The organism is Methylobacterium sp. CB376 (assembly GCF_029714205.1).
GTDB lineage: Bacteria > Pseudomonadota > Alphaproteobacteria > Rhizobiales > Beijerinckiaceae > Methylobacterium.
In genome coordinates this window covers 5,731,578-5,746,642 of record NZ_CP121648.1, presented here as the reverse complement: position 1 = coordinate 5,746,642, position 15,065 = coordinate 5,731,578, and the positions used below count along the sequence as shown (strand labels likewise).

The 15,065-nt window shown below is 74.0% G+C and carries 17 protein-coding genes and 1 tRNA gene; 9 read left to right on the top strand and 9 right to left on the bottom strand.

The genetic code is table 11. The features are described from left to right. Window positions 1-64 precede the first annotated feature (64 nt). From uraD to QA634_RS26405, 3 genes are all read right to left on the bottom strand, one after another. The gene (uraD, locus tag QA634_RS26415) at window positions 65-808 is read right to left on the bottom strand and encodes a 2-oxo-4-hydroxy-4-carboxy-5-ureidoimidazoline decarboxylase (protein WP_283026918.1); all 744 of its coding nucleotides are present in this window, start codon (window positions 806-808) and stop codon (window positions 65-67) included. A gap of 121 nt (window positions 809-929) precedes the next feature. Further along, the gene (pucL, locus tag QA634_RS26410) at window positions 930-1,769 is read right to left on the bottom strand and encodes a factor-independent urate hydroxylase (protein WP_012334959.1); all 840 of its coding nucleotides are present in this window, start codon (window positions 1,767-1,769) and stop codon (window positions 930-932) included. A 150-nt stretch (window positions 1,770-1,919) separates the two neighbouring features. Further along, window positions 1,920-3,320, bottom strand: a complete 1,401-nt coding sequence (locus QA634_RS26405) for a nucleobase:cation symporter-2 family protein (RefSeq protein WP_012334958.1) — start codon at window positions 3,318-3,320, stop codon at window positions 1,920-1,922. Between the two features lie 160 nt (window positions 3,321-3,480). Between QA634_RS26405 and rnhA the strand changes: the two genes are divergently transcribed. Beyond that, the gene (rnhA, locus tag QA634_RS26400; RefSeq protein WP_012334957.1) at window positions 3,481-4,152 is read left to right on the top strand and encodes a ribonuclease HI; all 672 of its coding nucleotides are present in this window, start codon (window positions 3,481-3,483) and stop codon (window positions 4,150-4,152) included. Window positions 4,153-4,283: 131 nt separating this feature from the next. On the opposite strand, the gene QA634_RS26395 is transcribed toward rnhA, so the two are convergent. Both QA634_RS26395 and QA634_RS26390 read right to left on the bottom strand, forming a co-directional pair. Next, a complete protein-coding gene (locus tag QA634_RS26395; RefSeq protein WP_012334956.1) occupies window positions 4,284-5,363 on the bottom strand; it encodes a tartrate dehydrogenase in 1,080 nt (359 codons plus the stop codon). Window positions 5,364-5,436: 73 nt separating this feature from the next. Continuing rightward, a complete protein-coding gene (locus QA634_RS26390) occupies window positions 5,437-7,257 on the bottom strand; it encodes a chloride channel protein (protein WP_012334955.1) in 1,821 nt (606 codons plus the stop codon). A gap of 194 nt (window positions 7,258-7,451) precedes the next feature. Between QA634_RS26390 and QA634_RS26385 the strand changes: the two genes are divergently transcribed. The 4 genes from QA634_RS26385 to QA634_RS26370 all read left to right on the top strand — a co-directional run bounded on the left by QA634_RS26385 (window position 7,452) and on the right by QA634_RS26370 (window position 8,950). After that, window positions 7,452-7,528 (top strand) — tRNA-His (locus QA634_RS26385). A gap of 140 nt (window positions 7,529-7,668) precedes the next feature. Then, a complete protein-coding gene (locus QA634_RS26380) occupies window positions 7,669-8,298 on the top strand; it encodes a hypothetical protein (protein WP_265576423.1) in 630 nt (209 codons plus the stop codon). Window positions 8,299-8,414: 116 nt separating this feature from the next. Beyond that, window positions 8,415-8,600, top strand: coding sequence for a hypothetical protein (locus QA634_RS26375; RefSeq protein WP_012334953.1), 186 nt, complete (start codon window positions 8,415-8,417; stop codon window positions 8,598-8,600). After that, entirely contained in the window at window positions 8,597-8,950 is a 354-nt protein-coding gene (locus QA634_RS26370; RefSeq protein WP_012334952.1) for a hypothetical protein, read from the top strand. The genes QA634_RS26375 and QA634_RS26370 overlap by 4 nt, the downstream gene beginning before the upstream one ends. A gap of 22 nt (window positions 8,951-8,972) precedes the next feature. Here the strand turns inward: QA634_RS26370 and QA634_RS26365 are convergent, their stop codons facing one another. Both QA634_RS26365 and QA634_RS26360 read right to left on the bottom strand, forming a co-directional pair. Continuing rightward, window positions 8,973-9,164 carry a hypothetical protein gene (locus QA634_RS26365; RefSeq protein ID WP_012334951.1) on the bottom strand — a complete coding sequence of 64 codons (192 nt, stop codon included), beginning with the start codon at window positions 9,162-9,164 and terminating at the stop codon, window positions 8,973-8,975. Between the two features lie 131 nt (window positions 9,165-9,295). Further along, on the bottom strand, window positions 9,296-9,595 hold the full coding sequence (locus QA634_RS26360; RefSeq protein ID WP_012334950.1) for a hypothetical protein: 300 nt from the start codon (window positions 9,593-9,595) through the stop codon (window positions 9,296-9,298). Window positions 9,596-9,772: 177 nt separating this feature from the next. On the opposite strand from QA634_RS26360, the gene QA634_RS26355 reads away from it, so the two are divergent. The 4 genes from QA634_RS26355 to QA634_RS26340 all read left to right on the top strand — a co-directional run bounded on the left by QA634_RS26355 (window position 9,773) and on the right by QA634_RS26340 (window position 12,204). Further along, entirely contained in the window at window positions 9,773-10,432 is a 660-nt protein-coding gene (locus QA634_RS26355) for a hypothetical protein (protein ID WP_012334949.1), read from the top strand. Window positions 10,433-10,632: 200 nt separating this feature from the next. Beyond that, window positions 10,633-11,004 carry a phasin family protein gene (locus tag QA634_RS26350; RefSeq protein WP_012334948.1) on the top strand — a complete coding sequence of 124 codons (372 nt, stop codon included), beginning with the start codon at window positions 10,633-10,635 and terminating at the stop codon, window positions 11,002-11,004. Between the two features lie 304 nt (window positions 11,005-11,308). Beyond that, entirely contained in the window at window positions 11,309-11,932 is a 624-nt protein-coding gene (locus tag QA634_RS26345) for a phasin family protein (RefSeq protein ID WP_043701617.1), read from the top strand. A gap of 11 nt (window positions 11,933-11,943) precedes the next feature. Beyond that, on the top strand, window positions 11,944-12,204 hold the full coding sequence (locus QA634_RS26340; protein WP_012334946.1) for a hypothetical protein: 261 nt from the start codon (window positions 11,944-11,946) through the stop codon (window positions 12,202-12,204). A gap of 245 nt (window positions 12,205-12,449) precedes the next feature. Here QA634_RS26340 and QA634_RS26335 read toward each other — a convergent pair whose 3' ends face one another. Next, window positions 12,450-12,767, bottom strand: coding sequence for a hypothetical protein (locus tag QA634_RS26335; RefSeq protein WP_150108730.1), 318 nt, complete (start codon window positions 12,765-12,767; stop codon window positions 12,450-12,452). A gap of 115 nt (window positions 12,768-12,882) precedes the next feature. Beyond that, on the bottom strand, window positions 12,883-14,919 hold the full coding sequence (locus QA634_RS26330) for an elongation factor G (RefSeq protein ID WP_012334944.1): 2,037 nt from the start codon (window positions 14,917-14,919) through the stop codon (window positions 12,883-12,885). Between the last annotated feature and the right edge of the window lie 146 nt (window positions 14,920-15,065).

The window sequence follows — 15,065 nt, the reverse complement described above, 5'->3', positions numbered from 1 at the left end:
GGACGGCGCCTTCGGGATCGCGCCTTGCCGAGGTGAGATCCGCTTCGGTCGCGCGGAGTCCGGATCAGCTGCCGCGATACACCGTGTAGCTCCACGGCGTCGCGATCATCGCCACGTGGTAATGGCCCTCCGGCTCGTCGATGCCGAAGCGGATCGGCACCGTCTCCAGGAAGAGGGTGTCCACGGAGCGGGCGACCCGCTCCCGGAAATAGGGGCCGATGTCGAACTCGATCTCGTAGCGCCCGACCCGCAGGGGCGCCCCCGAGAGGAGCGGCGTGTCGGTGCGGCCGTCCGCGTTGGTGGTGCGGGTGTCGAGCAGGGTGCGGCCGGCGCGGCCGAGCGCGTAGAAGCGCAGGGCGACCCCGGCGGCGGGCCGCCCGCCATGCGTGTCGAGGACGTGGGTCGAGAGCTTGCCGGTGGTCGGGGGCGGGCCCGGCCCGTCGACCCGGTCCACGAGGCGCAGCCGCGCGATGTGGCCGATCTCGGTCAGCGCCGCGGCGAGTTCCGCCTCCGGCGCGCGGGCGAGCCGCGCCTCGAACCCGTCCAGGATGGCGTCGAGGCTGCGGCGGCGGACGCAGAGCACGAAGGGGAAGCCGAACCGCGCCCGGTAGGCGGCGTTGAGGCGCGCGAAGGCCTCGGCCTCCGCCCCTGCCAGCCGGTCGAGGCCCGCCCCCGCGTGCTCGGCGGCGGACTCGGGCGCGAGCGCCCCGGACCCGGCGAGGTCGGGGAAGCCGCGCACCAGGGCGCGCTGCGCCTCCGGGTCGGCGGCGCGGATGGCCTGCGCCAGGGCGGCGTCCAGGGCCGCCACCGTCGCGAAGGGGCGGGCCGCCGCGGCCCGCTCCCCACCCAGGACGCCCCCTCGAACAGGTCCCCCGCGAAGGCGGCGAAGACCTCCGGCGGGGCGGCGTTGAGGACGTCGAGCGTCGTCCTCATCGGCCCACCGTGCACTCGATCTGGCCGTGCGGCTCGTCCGTCGCCACGAAGACCTGATTGTCGTTGTCGAGGCCGAAGCGCGCGAGGTCGACCAGCAGGTAATGCTTGTTCGGGCAGGCCATGCTGATCGTCTCGATCTCGGGCACCGCCGCCAGCGCCGCCCGGCCCATCCGGTAGAGGCTGTCCTGGATGCTGTGGCTGTAGGTGGTGGCGAAGACCTTGAGCAGGCTGTCCAGGATCCGCGCATTGGCGGCCGGGTAATCCGCCGGCGGGCGGCCCCACAGCCAGGACGCCTCCATGCTGGTGGCGGCGAGCCGGTCGTGCGTCTCGGAGAGCGTCGTGTAGGGGTCCTTGACGTAGTTGGCCCAGCCCGATTCCGTGGTCTTCAGGAAGGTGAAGCCCGAGAGGCCGGATTCGATGGTGAGCGCGCCGCCCCGGGCCATCGTCACCTTGGCGACGGAGGTGCCGTTGCCGTCCAGGGTGAAGGCGTGCGGGTGGGGCTCCCCGTCGACCGCGAGCCTGGACCAGCGGGTCTCGTGGGCGGTGACGGTCGCGGTCTCGACCATCGCGTAGGCGTCGATCAGGCGCCGGGCCACCGCCCGGCAGAACTCCTCCGGCGCCAGGGTCATGCTCTCGCGGGCCACGATGTTCACGACGTTCTTGACCGTGTCGGTGGAGACCGTGGTCGAGTTGTCCGCCCGGGTGAAGGCCGGGTCGAAGCCGCCGGTCAGCATGGCCTGGACGGTGAGTTCGCGCACCTCGTGGCGCGCCCCGTCCCGGTGCACCCGCATCACGCGGACGCGGCCCTTGCCGTAGGTCTTGTGCAGGAGGGTCATGGCTCGCTCGGTCTCCCGGGTCGCTCGGGCGGGTCATACGACATCCGACTGATGGCTTCGCCATGCGGATGTCGGCTTCGCTCAGGCGCCGCGCTCAGGCGCCGCGCAGGCTTGTGATCCGGGATCCGCTGCGATCAAGCGGATCCCGGATCAGACGTGCTCGGCGACGGCCGCCACCGCGGCGGCGTCGCGGCGCGCGGCCTCGGCGCCGCCGAGCCCGTTGAAGAAGGCGTTGAGCAGCACCGCCGCGATGGCGGAGAGCAGGATGCCCGATTCGAGGAGCGGGTGCAGCGCGTGCGGCAGGTTGCGGAAGAAGCTGGGCGCCACGAGCGGGATCATGCCGAAGCCGACCGCGATCGCCACCACGAACTGGTTCCTGGGCCGGGTGCGGAAATCGACCGCCGTGAGGATGCGCGCGCCGGTCGCCGCGACCATGCCGAACATCACGAGGCCGGCGCCGCCGAGCACCACCTGCGGCACGGCCTCGACCAGGGCCGCCATCTTGGGCAGCAGCCCGAGCCCGACCATGATCAGCCCGCCCGCCACGGTGACGAAGCGCGAGCGCACCCCGGTGACCCCGACGAGGCCGACATTCTGAGAGAAGGACGTGTACGGGAAGGTGTTGAACAGGCCCCCGAGCAGGGTGCCGAGCCCGTCCGCCCGCAGGCCGCGCGCGAGGTCCTCCCGGTCGACCGGCCGGCCCGTCATCTCGCCGAGCGCCAGGAACATGCCGAGCGACTCGATCATCACCACCACCATCACCACGCACATCGTGGCGACGGGCACGAGGCGGAAGGTCGGCAGGCCGAAATGGAAGGGCAGGACGAGGCCGAACCAGGGCGCCGCCGCCACCTTGTCGAGGTGCATCAGGCCGAGGGCGGCCGCGAGGAGCGAGCCCGCCACGATGCCGACCAGCACCGCGACGTTGGCGAGGAAGCCCTCGCCCCACCTGATGAGGGCGAGGATGACGAGGAGGACGAACAGGGCGATGCCGAGCCCGGCGAGCTGGCCGTAGGCCGGGTTGGGGAAGCTGCCCGGCACGCCGTCGACCACGCGGGTGAGCGTCGGCAGGCCGCCGCCGGCCCAGTTGATGCCGACCCGCATCAGCGAGATGCCGATCACCAGGATGACGGTGCCGGTGACCACCGGCGGGAACAGGGGCAGGAGCCGGCCGACATGGGGGGCGACCAGGAGGCCGAAGATCCCCGCCCCGATCACCGCGCCGTAGATGCCGAGGAGCCCGATCTCCGGGGTGGCGGCCATCGCCAGCATCGGGCCGACCGACGCGAAGGTCACGCCCATCATCACCGGCAGCCGGATGCCGATGCCCGGGAGCCCGACGCATTGCACCAGGGTGGCGAGGCCGCAGGCGAAGAGATCGGCGCTGATCAGGAAGGCGACCTCCTCGGGCCGCAGGGCGAGGGCGCGGCCGATGATGAGCGGCACCGCGACGGCGCCCGCATACATCACCAGCACGTGCTGCAGCCCGAGGGGGACGAGCCTGGCCAGCGGCAGCCGCTCCTCCACCGCATCGGCCGTCCGTGTCGTCATGACAGCACCCCTCTCGGCAATCGACCGGCCGGTGGCGCCGGTCTCCTTACGGAAGCGCCGGCAAGGAGCGTGCCAGGGATGGGGCCGCGCGGTGGCGGATTCGTTCAGCGTCTCGTGGCAAGATGCGACGCCCGAGTCACGGTGAAAGAGTCGAGTGCCCATGCGAACCATCGTCTACGCCGACGGCGGCTGCGACCCCAATCCCGGCCCGGGCGGCTGGGGCGTCGTGATCCTGGCGCCGGAGGGCCCGGTCGAGCTCTGCGGCGGGGACCCGCGCAGCACCAACAACCGCATGGAGCTGACGGCGGCGATCAGCGCGCTCGAGCATTTTCCCGAGGGCGCCGCGATCGAGATGCGCTGCGACAGCCAGTACGTGGTGAAATCCGTCACCGAGTGGCTGCGCGGCTGGAAAGCCAAGGGCTGGCGGACCACGACCGGCGAGGTGAAGAACCGCGACCTGATGGAGCGCCTGGACGCGCTCAACGCGCGCCGGGACGTGCGCTGGGTCTGGGTGCGGGGCCACGCGGGCGAGGAAGGCAACGAGCGGGCCGACCGGCTCGCCGCCGAGGGCCGCCGCCGGGGCCTCGGGCTGCCGCCCCGCGAGGACGCGCCCGCCGCCCCGGCGCCGGCCCCGAGGCCCGAGGCGCCCCGCGGCCCCTCGCTCCCGATCGACGGCGCCCTCGGGCTGCTGCTCAGCCGCGCGGCGAAGCAGGCGGGCGTGACGCCCCAGGCGCTCATGGAGGAGGCGGTGCGGCTCGCCCTCGATCTCGGGCCGGAGGGCGTGGCGCGCGTGCGGTCGGACTTGCGGGCCCGCAAGGCGCCCGCGGCGTGAAGGCGCCCGCGGCGTGAGCGCTTCGGCGGCGACGGGGTGACCGGCCGCGCCGGGGGCCCCGCCCCGGCCCGTTGAGCGGTGCCGAGGGCCCCGCCGGGTCGCGGGATGAGGCAAGCGGCCGCTGTCGCCGCTCAGCCCAGCGCCTCCGCCACCGCCTGCCCGCAGGCCCCCGTGTCGGCGTTGCCGCCGAGATCGCGGGTGCGCAGGGTGCGCTCGGACAGGACGCGCTCGATCCCCGCCACGATCTCGGCGGCGGCCTCCCGCTCGCCGAGATGCTCCAGCATCATCGCGCCCGACCAGATCTGGCCGATCGGGTTGGCGATGCCCTGGCCGGCGATGTCCGGGGCCGAGCCGTGGACCGGCTCGAACAGCGACGGGAAGCGGCGGTCCGGGTTGATGTTGCCGGAGGGCGCGATGCCGATCGTGCCCGTGCAGGCCGGCCCGAGATCCGACAGGATGTCGCCGAACAGGTTCGAGGCCACCACGACGTCGAACCGGTCCGGGTTCAGCACGAAATGCGCCGTCAGGATGTCGATGTGGTACTTGTCCCAGCGCACCTGCGGGTAGCGGGCCGCCATCGCCTCCACCCGCTCGTCCCAGTAGGGCATCGTGATCGAGATGCCGTTCGACTTGGTGGCCGAGGTCAGGTGCTTCTTCGGCCGCGACTGCGCCAGCTCGAAGGCGAAGCGCAGCACCCGGTCGGTGCCGTGGCGGGTGAAGATCGATTCCTGCACGGCGAATTCCCGCTCCGTGCCGGCGAACATGCGCCCGCCCGCGTTGGAATACTCGCCCTCCGTGTTCTCGCGCACGACCCAGAAGTCGATGTTGCCGGGCTTGCGGTTGGCGAGCGGGCAGGGAACGCCGGGCATCAGCCGCACCGGGCGCAGGTTCACGTACTGGTCGAAGTCGCGGCGGAACAGGATCAGCGAGCCCCACAGCGAGACGTGGTCCGGGATCTTCTCCGGCCAGCCGACCGCGCCGAAGAAGATCGCGTCGTGTCCCTCGACCTGCGCGCGCCAATCCTCCGGCATCATGCGGCCGTGCTTGGCGTAGTAATCGTAGGAGGAGAAGTCGAACCAGCTCTGCTCGAGGGTGAAGCCGTGGCGCTTGGCCGCCTGCTCCAGCACGCGGATCCCCTCCGGCACCGTCTCCTTGCCGATCCCGTCCCCGGGGATCACGGCGATGCGGTAGCGGCGGGGCGTGGCGGACATGGCATGTCTCCCGGATCGGTTTGCTCCCCGGCGTCGCGCATCCGGGCGCGCCGGTCAATCGCAAGCCGCGGGCTCAGCCCACCTCGCCGACCGTGGCGGCCCGCTGGCGGTCGAGTTCCTCGCTGTAGCGGCGCAGGGTGTGCTTCTCGGTGAGCAGGCCGATCACGCGGGCGTGCTGCGGGCTCTCGACCACCGCCAGGGCCTCGCTCTCCGAACTGTCGAACAGCGCGGCGGCCTCCTTGGCGTTCATCTGCGGCAGCAGCACGTCGGTGTGGCAGCGCAGGATGTCGGCGACCCGCATGGTGCCGGCCTTCTCGTCGATCGGGGCGGCGTGCGCCTCGGGCACGAGCACGATCCCGGCATAGAGCCCGGCCTCGTCGGTGGCGACGACCTGGCTCACGGAGCCGAGCGGGAAGGCGCGCCGGAAGGCCGCCAGCGTGGTGTCGGCCCGGACGGTGCGCACCTCCCGGCGCATCATCTGGCCGACCGTGAGGCTGCGGATCCAGCCGATGTCGTGGGCGCTGCGGATGCTCTCGCCCCGCAGGTGGAAGCGCCAGGTGGCGAAGGAGTAGCCGAAGGTCTTGCGCACCGTGAGGGAGGAGGCGATCACCGCCGCCAGCACCAGCGCGGTCACGGCGAAGTCCCCGGTCATCTCCAGGGCCAGGAAGGTCATGGTGAGCGGCCCGCCGATCACCGCGACCGCGAGCGCGCTCATCCCGACGATGGCGTAGGTGGTGGGCGGCAGCGCCGTGGCGATGAGCGGCGGCATCAGGATCGCGTAGGCCTTGCCGGCGACGGCGCCGAGGAAGAGCGAGGCGAAGAACAGCCCGCCCCGGAAGCCGGTGCCGATCGAGACCGCGGAGGCGAGGGCCTTGGCGCAGAACAGCCCGATCAGCGCGCCCGCGCCGAGGACGGGCCCGTCCTGCGCGAGGTTGAGGTGGAGCGCCCCGTGCCCGGCCGAGAGCACCTGCGGCGAGGCGGCGAGCGCCAGGAGCCCGACCAGGACGCCGCCGAGGGCCGGGCGGGCGATGGTCGGCACGCCGCTGCGGCGCACGCTGGCCTCGATCAGGGTCACCCCCTGCATGATCAGGATGCCGAGGCCGGCGCAGAGGAGGCCGAGCCCGAGCGTCGGCAGGTAGTCGGCGGGGGTTACCGGCGGGGTCGGGTCGAGGGTGATGGCGGGCGGATGCGGCAGGACGGAGCCGGCCACCAGGGCGCCGACCAGGGCCGAGACCACGACCGGGGTGAGGGAGGCGACCGCGTAGGTGCCGATGATCAGTTCGAAGGCGTAGAAGGCGCCGGTGAGGGGGGCATCGAAGGCCGCCGCGATGGCGGCGGCCGCCCCGCAGCCGACGAGCACCCGCATGTCGGAGCGCCGCAACTCGAAGCCGAGCCCGAGGCGGGAGGCGAGCCCGGCCGAGAGCTGGGTGTAGCCGGCCTCCAGGCCGACCGAGGCGCCGCAGCCGTTCGAGATCAGGTTCTGGAGCGCGACGAGCACGGAATCCCGCAGGCTGAGGCGCCCGCCATGCAGGGCGTTGGCCTCGATCGGGTCGACCACCGGCCGCCCCGGCCCGCGCCGGAGCCGGTTGCCGAAGCGGAGGACGAGGCCGAGCAGCAGGCCGCCGAGGGCCGGCGCGGTGAGGACGAGGAGAGCCGGCAGGGCGGGCGCGGCGCTGAGCCTCCCGTCCGCGGAGAGGCCGAAGATCAGGCGGTGGAGCCCCTGCGTGGCGAAGGCCATGGCGCTGACCGCGAGCCCGGCGAGGCAGCCGACCAGGATCGCGAGGCCGACGAGCCCGACCTCGCTGCCGCGCACCAGGGCGCGCAGGCCGCCGGGGGCCTGGACGACGGGGCCGTCGGTGAGGGAGCGTCGGAGGGTCTCGGGCTTCGCCGTCATCGGGCCGTGGGGGCGGGTGGCGGGCGTCCGGGCCGCGGGGCGGGACGGCACCGGGTGTTTAGGGGGATGCGGCGCCGAGGTCGACGGGTTTTCGCGCCGCGCCCTGCGACCGCGGGCGGCCGCATTTCCGGACCGGAATCGCCCGCGCCCGCTTGTCAGCGGCCTCCGCCCGGATTACACAGCGCCCCACGTCGGCCGCCATAGCTCAGTTGGTTAGAGCGCTAGATTGTGGATCTAGAGGTCCCCCGTTCGAGCCGGGGTGGCGGTACCACGGATCTCCCGCAGCACTGATCATCCGACGACCGTTGCGCGTGAACGGTTGGGGCGGTCAGCCGCGATGCTGCCCCACCTGCCTGCTCCGCCCTTCACCGAGGCTGCGCCGGGTAACGACCCTCGCACCCGCGGCGTCGCGTGGCCCGGCTGGGCCCCGGGCCCGATCGCGCGGGCGGGTCGAGCGAGGATCGGCGCAATCCGGGACGCGTCCCGAGAGCCCTTCCCGAGCGCCCTTCCCGAGCGCCCGCCATCCGAGAGGCCCGCCATGAGCCCAGCCTCCGCGCCCGGCGCATCCTGCTCTTCGTCAACATCGCGCACGCGCTCGACCACTTCGTGCTGCTGATCGACCCCACCGCCGTGACCGGGATCGCGGCCGCCACGGACCTGAGCTACGGCGCGCTGATCGGGCTCGCCACCGGCAGCGTCGTGGCCTTCGGCCTCTGCGCCCTCACCTCGCCTGCCGCTCCTCGCCGGGCTCGTCCCCGTCCGCGCGGCGCTCGACGGGAAGGTGGTCGTCAGCGACGCCATGGTGGCGCGCTCCATCTCGCCGCGGCACCGGCGCGGGCCTACAGCCTGCGCGACTTTCTCGGCTTCATCGTCAGCGGCTTCGCCGTGCCGATGACCGCGCTCCTGCATCATCTCGTCGGGCGGCTTCCGGCTGGTGCTGGCCGCGGCCGGCGCCGTCGCAGCCGTGACCTTCGCGACCGCGGTGGCGTTCCGCACCCTCGCGCAGCGCTCCGCCCCGCCCCGGCGGCCGCGGCCGAGTGAGGAAAGCCGGGACTGGCGCCGCCGCGGCCCCTGTGCCACCCCTCGGGCGGACGAACCCGCGCCCCGGGAACGATTCCCCCGCGGCCGCGATTCGCCCAGGCCCCGGGAGAGATGCGATGCCTGAGTCCGAGCCGGCCGACGAGATGACGCAGGAGGAAGCCTTCCAGATCCCCGACGAGGTCGCCGCCGCGCTCACCGAGTTCGCGGCCGTCGAGCAGCTGAGCCGGGGGCAGGCGATCTGCACCATCCTCGCCGATTACCTGCGCCTGAAGGGCTACCTGAAGGGGGCCCCGCGCGGATGAGGCGCGACCGGCCTTGCGCCGCGCTCCGCGCCGCGCTCCTCGGCGCGGGCGCGACGGCCGCGGCGGCGGCCGCCGCCCAGGAGCGCTCCCTCGTGCTGCCCCACCTGGAGGGCGAGCGGCAGGGCACCATCGTGGGCCGGGCCGTCGCCTGCGGGGCGCCGGAGGCGCAGACGCAGCGCGCCGCCCGCCTCGCCGCGGAGCGCATGCGCCGCGCCGTCGGGCAGGGGCCCTGGCAGGACCGGTTCCTGCCCGCCTTCAACGACGCGGCCAGCCTCGCCGCGCAGCTTCCGCCGACCGCCTGCGAGGAGGCGCTCGCCGCCCTCGCCACCCTGACCCGGGACGCGCCCTGAGGGATGCGCCCCCGCGGGCGGCTCACGGTCCGACGCTGCGCAGCTGCATCTCCAGTCGCGCGACGTCCTCGCGCAGACGGTCGAGATCCCGGCGCGCCGCGGCGTCGGCGGGCGCGGCCTCCGCCGCGTCCCGCGCCGCGCGCAGCGAGACCCGCTTCGCCGTCAGGGCGTACTCGATCTGGGCGCGGGCTTCCTCGGGTGTCCGGGAGCGCATGGATTCCCCCTCGTCGGGCCGCGACGATCCGTCCCGGCCGCTGCCGGGAGAACGGCCGACGCGCCCGCTTGCTCCCGCCGGCCCACGCCGCCCCCGCTCCGGGCGCGGGATGCGACGCGACGCCGCGCCGCTCAGGAGGGGAGCGCGGCGGAGGGACGGGATTGGGCGTAGAGGCTCGCCCCGGCATCCGGGCCGACCACCCGCACCAGCGTCGCCTCGTCGCAGGTCCCGGCGATCCGCAGGCCGAGCCGGTGCAGGTGGCCCTTGTCGGAGCAGTAGGCGGCCAGCCGGGCGCGGCCCGTCTCCGGCATCTGCGCCACCAGGGCCTCCACGTCGCGGTCGCTCGCCCGGTGCAGCGCCGCCAGCAATTCCAGCGGGATCGGGTAATGCGCGAAGGCCTTGGGCATAGGCCGGACCTGATTGTGCGCCATGGGCCACCTCCAGCGAATCGGAGATGCCAGCGTCGGCCAATATGGTTACCTGCAGGTTAAGACGAATGCCGTCTTGCCTGACCGCCTCGGTACTTGACCTTGGGTCGCGAAGAGGCCATCAACAACGTAAGTAAATACGGAAGGTTGGCGTCCGGGCCGATACGGTGGCGAGGCAGAATGATTGATGCCGAGACTGTCAACCGGCGCGGCGCGAGCGAGGCGGAGATCCGCCGCGCCCTCGCGGAGTGCCTGCACAGCCAGACCTTCCGGCGCTCCCCCAAGCTCGCCGCCTTCCTGACCTTCATCGTCGAGGAGGAACTGGCCGGGCGGGGCGAGGCGATCAAGGCCTACACGATCGCCACCCGGGCCCTGAACCGCGCGACCAGCTTTGACCCGGCCAACGATCCCAGCGTCAGGGTCGAGGCGGGCCGCCTGCGCCGGGCGCTGGAGGAGGCCCAGGCCGAGGATGGCGGGGAGCGGCCCTTGCGCATCCACGTGCCGGTGGGCGGCTACCGGCCGGTCTTCGAGGTGCGCGAGCGCGCCGCGGGCGCACCGGAGGGGCCGCCCCTGCCGGTGATCCCGATCCCGGCGCCGCCGCTCCCGCCGGCGCACCTCCCGGTGGCGGCGCCGCTCTTCGATTCCCGCGGGCAGGCGATCATCGCCGGGCTCCTCGCGGCCATCGTCGTCCTGCTCGCCGTCGACGTCGCCTTCCACGGCTACATGGCGGTCACGGTGCGCGGCGCCGCGCCGGACCCCGAGCGCGCCGGCTTCACCCGCACCGTCCCGGACGCGCGCGACGCCGCCCGCGCCGCGCTGGACGAGGTCCAGACCCGCTGAGATTGATCGCGCGGGGCGGGACCGGTAGCGTCCCGCCGGGACCATGCCGGTCCCGGCGGGATCCTGCCGGCAGGATCCCGTCCCGGGCGCGCGGCCGGCCACCACCGGCCGGTTGACTCTCGCGCTGCACTGCAACATAGTCCTGCTGCGCTGCGGTAAGCCGCTTCTCGCCGGACGCAGGACCTTTCGGGGAAACGACCATGAGCAACAAGGGCTTCGAGATCCCCAACGAGATGCGGGAAACGGCCGAGAAGGGGCTTCAGCAGGCCAAGACGGCGCTCGGCAACCTGCTCGGGACGGCGCGCAAGGTCGCCGAGTCGGTGCAGACCTCGACCGAGACCGCGCAGACCAAGACCGGCGCCGCGGTGACCAAAGGTTTCGATTACACCGAGCAGCACCTCGCCGCCACCTTCGAACTCGCCGAGAAGCTCGTGCGGTCGAAGAACCTCAAGGAGGCGATGGACCTCCAGGGCGAGTACATGCGCAATCAGATCGCCGCGCTGCAGACGCAGGCGAAGGAATTTACGAATCTGACCGAGGATGCGGCCAAGCCCTCCTCCGAGAAAGCGTAACCGGCCAGCCGGACCCCGCGGCGCCATGCGCTGGGGTCGGGCGCCGGCCGCCGGTCGGGTGCTCCGGCCGTCGGCCGGGGCAGGGGTGTGAACGAGCGTGAGATCCGCGATGACGACCGGACGCAAGGACCGATCCGCCAGGCCCCCTGGCAAGCCCCTTGGCAAGCTCCTTGGCAAGCCTCCTGGACGGACGCGGAGCAAGGCCGCGGCCACGGGCCTGCAGGGGCACCAGACCGCCCAATCCGCCCCCGCCGACGCGCAGATCGTCGCGCCCTCCGCGTCGGTGGCCGACACGGAGAGCAGGATGACTCCCTTCGAGGAAGTCCCGGCCGCGGATACGCCCGTCGCGGAACCGGCGCCGGTCGCCGAGATGCCCTCGTTGGCCGAGACGACCTCGTTGGCCGAGACGCCTCCGGCGCCCGAGGCGGAGGCCGCGACGGCGCCGCTGGCGCCCGAGGCGGTCGCCGCCGCTCCCGAACTGGCCGCCGAGGATGAGGCCGCCGACCTTCCGGTGATCGAGGCCGCCGCTCCCGGCGCGGGCGCGGAGGAAGAGCCCTTCGCCGAAGAACCCGCCGCGGAAGAACCCGCCGCGGAGGAACCCGTTGCGGCGGTCTCCGCCGCGCTGGCTGAGACCGCCGCGGAGGCGGAGGCCATCGCGGAACCGGGACCGAAAGCCGAACCGGAAGCGGCCGAGCCGGCCGGCTTCGCCGCGTTCGAGGCGGTGAACGCCCGCGTTCTCGTCTTCGTGCGCGGGGAATTGACGGCGACCTTCGCCTTCTGGAACGCGCTCCGCGAGGCCCAGAACCCTGGCGAGGCGGTGCGGCTGCAGATCGACGAGGCCAGCCGCAGCTTCGCGTCGATGCTGGCCTTCTGGAACGACCTCGCCCAGTACGCGGTCCGCAGCGTGCTCGACCGGCGCGCGGCCTGAGGGACCCCGCGATGCTTCCGCCGTGGCACGCGGCCGTGCTGCTCGCCATCGAGTCGCAGACGGTGATCGCCCTGCGCCTCGCCGCCATCGCGGCGGGCGGCCCGGCCGCCCGGGTCGAGGTGGAGCGGATGATTACCGAGAAGATCGGTGCCGCGGTGGAGGCCGCCGACACCCTCCTGGGCGGCGGATCCCCCGACGCGGTGATCGCCCGCTACCGGGAGCACGTCCAGGCCAACGCCGAGCGGCTGCGCGGAGAAGCCACCGCGGGGTGAGCGTCGCCCGGGACGCGCCGGGCCCCGCGGGGCCCGGGCCGCAATCCGCGCGCGCCGGCGCGCCCCTCGCGGCGCCGGCGGCGACGAACGCGGCCCTCCCGAGAGCAGCCCGGCGGAACCGCCCCGGCGGTCCCACCGCCCCGCAGGCGTGAGGCCTCCAGGGCCGTTCCCCGGCGGAGACAGGCGTGCGCAGGGAGGGCGACGCCGCCCGCGAGACGGGATCCCGCCGGGCGTCGCCGCCGCGCTCAGTTGATCTCGCAGAACCCCGTGCCGCTGCCGAACACGCGCCCGCCCGGGCACCAGGGACGGGCGGGCTTGGCGGGGGCGGCGGCGGGGGCAGGCACCGGCACCGTGGTGCCGGTGGTCATCGGAACCGGGCCCCCGTCATCCGCGGCGGCCGTGCGGATCGGCGGCGCCGGGCTCGCCGGCCGCGGCGCCGGCGCGGGGCTCTCCGCCCGGCCGAGGTGATAGATTCCGAAACCGCCGCGCCGCACCTTGGCCTGCGCCGCCGCCGGCAGGCAGCCCGCCGCCACCGCGACCGCGATGAGGAATGCTCCGCGCATCATCCCCTCCTGAACGTCCCCGCCAGGATGCCCCGGAGGTCTTAACGCGGGCTCGCGGAGATCGCGCGATTTCGCGCGATTCCGGGCGCCGCGTGGGCAAGGCCCGCGCCGGCGCTCAGCCCGCCTTGCGCACCGGCTGGGCGGCCAGGACCGCGTCGGCCGGCCGCCCGGTCAGCTCGGCCCGGTGGTCGAACCGGGCCGTGTAGCTGCCGACCCCCGCGGTGATCGAGCGCAGCTCCACGATGAGCCCGCTCATCTCCGCCTCCGGGATCAGCGCCTCGACCTGGTCCCAGCCCGGCCAGCCGGGCCGTGCGTCGAAGCCGAGGATCTGCCCCCGCCGCGCCGTGACGAGCCCGGTCGCCTTCGCGGTCGCGGTGGACGGCACCGCGAGCGCGACCGCGAGGATCGGCTCCAGCAGCACCGGGCCGGCCTTGGGCAGGGCCTCCTCGAGGGCGAGGCGCGTCGCGGCCTGGAAGGCGGCGTCGGAGGAATCGACCGCGTGCGCCGCCCCGTCCGTGAGGGTCACGGCGACGTCGACCACCGGAAAGCCCAGGGGCCCGCGCGCCATGCAGGCCCGGGCCCCCGCCTCGACCGAGCCGATATATTGCCGCGGCACGGCGCCGCCCACGACCTCGTCCTCGAAGAGGAACCCCGCGCCCCGCGGCGTCGGCCGTACCGTGATCGCCACGTCGGCGAACTGGCCGTGGCCGCCGGTCTGCTTCTTGTGGCGCGCCCGGGCCGCGGCCGTGCCCCGGATCGTCTCGCGGTAGCCGACCTTGGCGCGGTCCGTGTCGACCCCGATGCCGAAGCGCGAGGCGAGCCGCTCCACCGCCACCCGCAGGTGCATCTCGCCCTGGCCGGTCAGGCGCATCTCGCCGAGATCGGCGTGCTGCTCCAGCGCCAGGGCCGGATCCTCCTCCAGCACCTTGGCCAGCGCCCCGGCGAGGCGCACGTCGTCCTTGCGGTCGCGGATGCGCAGGGCGACGGCGTGGACCGGCTCGGGCCGCGGCAGCGCCACCAGGGCCGGCGGCACCTCGCCGCCCGCCTGCAGCGTCTCGGCGGTCGCGACGGCGTCGAGCTTGGCGAGGCCCGCCACCTCGCCGTCGCGGGCCTCGGCCACCCGGGCCCCGGCCGCGCCGGTGAGCGCCGTGAGGCCGGCGATGCGCCCGCCCTGGCCCCCGCTCCCGGTGACCGCGTCGCCCTCGCGCAGGCTCCCGCGCAGCACCCGCGCCACCGAGAGCTTGCCGCCGAAGCCCGAATGCAGGGTCTTGATCACCTGGGCGAGGGCCGGCCCCGTCTCCGCCACCCCGAGGCGGGCGCGCGTCTCGGTCAGCCCCGGCGCCTCGTGGCGCAGGGCCTTGAGCAGGCGCGTGACCCCGTTGCCGTGCTCGGCCGCGCCGAACAGGACCGAGACAACCTGCCCCTCGCGCAACTCCCGCGAGAGGTCGGCGAAGACCCGGTCGCGGGCGGGCTCGATCTCGGAGATCAGGTCCTCCATCAGCGCGTCGTCGTGGTCGGCGAGGCGCTCCAGCATGGTGAAGCGCTCGGCCTTCTCGCGCGGCCACTCGCCCTCGGGCAGGTCGACCACCTCGCTCGGCGCCTGCTCGCGGTAGATGAAGGCCCGCTCCAGGGCGAGGTCGATGAAGCCGACCGCGGTCTCGCCCTGCCAGAGCGGGATCTGGCGCAGGAGCAGGGGCACCCGCGAGGCGGGCTGGAGCAGGGCCAGCGCGTCGCGCAGCGAGCCCGGCGCCGCATCCGCCTTGTTGATGAACAGGAGCCGCGGGATGCCGGCGGCTTCGAGGTCGCGCAGGCACAGTTCCAGGGCCGGGCGCTTGCGCTCGTCCGCCTCGCAGACCACCACCGCCGCGTCGCAGACCGGCAGCACGGCCCGCACGTCGTGGGCGAATTCCACCGAGCCCGGGCAATCCACGAAGGTGAAGCTGTCGCCGAGGAACTCGACGCTGGCGACGGCCGGCTCCACGCTCATGCCGTGCGCCTTGGCCTCCGCGGAGGTGTCGCCGACCCGGTTGCCCGAGGCGGCGCGGCCGGGGCGGTCGATCGCGCCCGTGCGGTGGAGGATGGCTTCCAGGAGCGCGGTCTTGCCGCTCTGGAAGGGTCCGACGATCGCGATGCACCGGGTCTGCCCAGCCACGTGACGCCTCCTCGTCTGAGTGTGCCCTCTCGGCGAGCACTTGGATCGGAGTTAAGCATCATTCGCCGAAGGGGTCACCGGTTCGGCGACGAAATGATGCGGCGGCGCTTCGCTCGGGCATCGGGCGGGCGTTCGGGCGGGGCCGG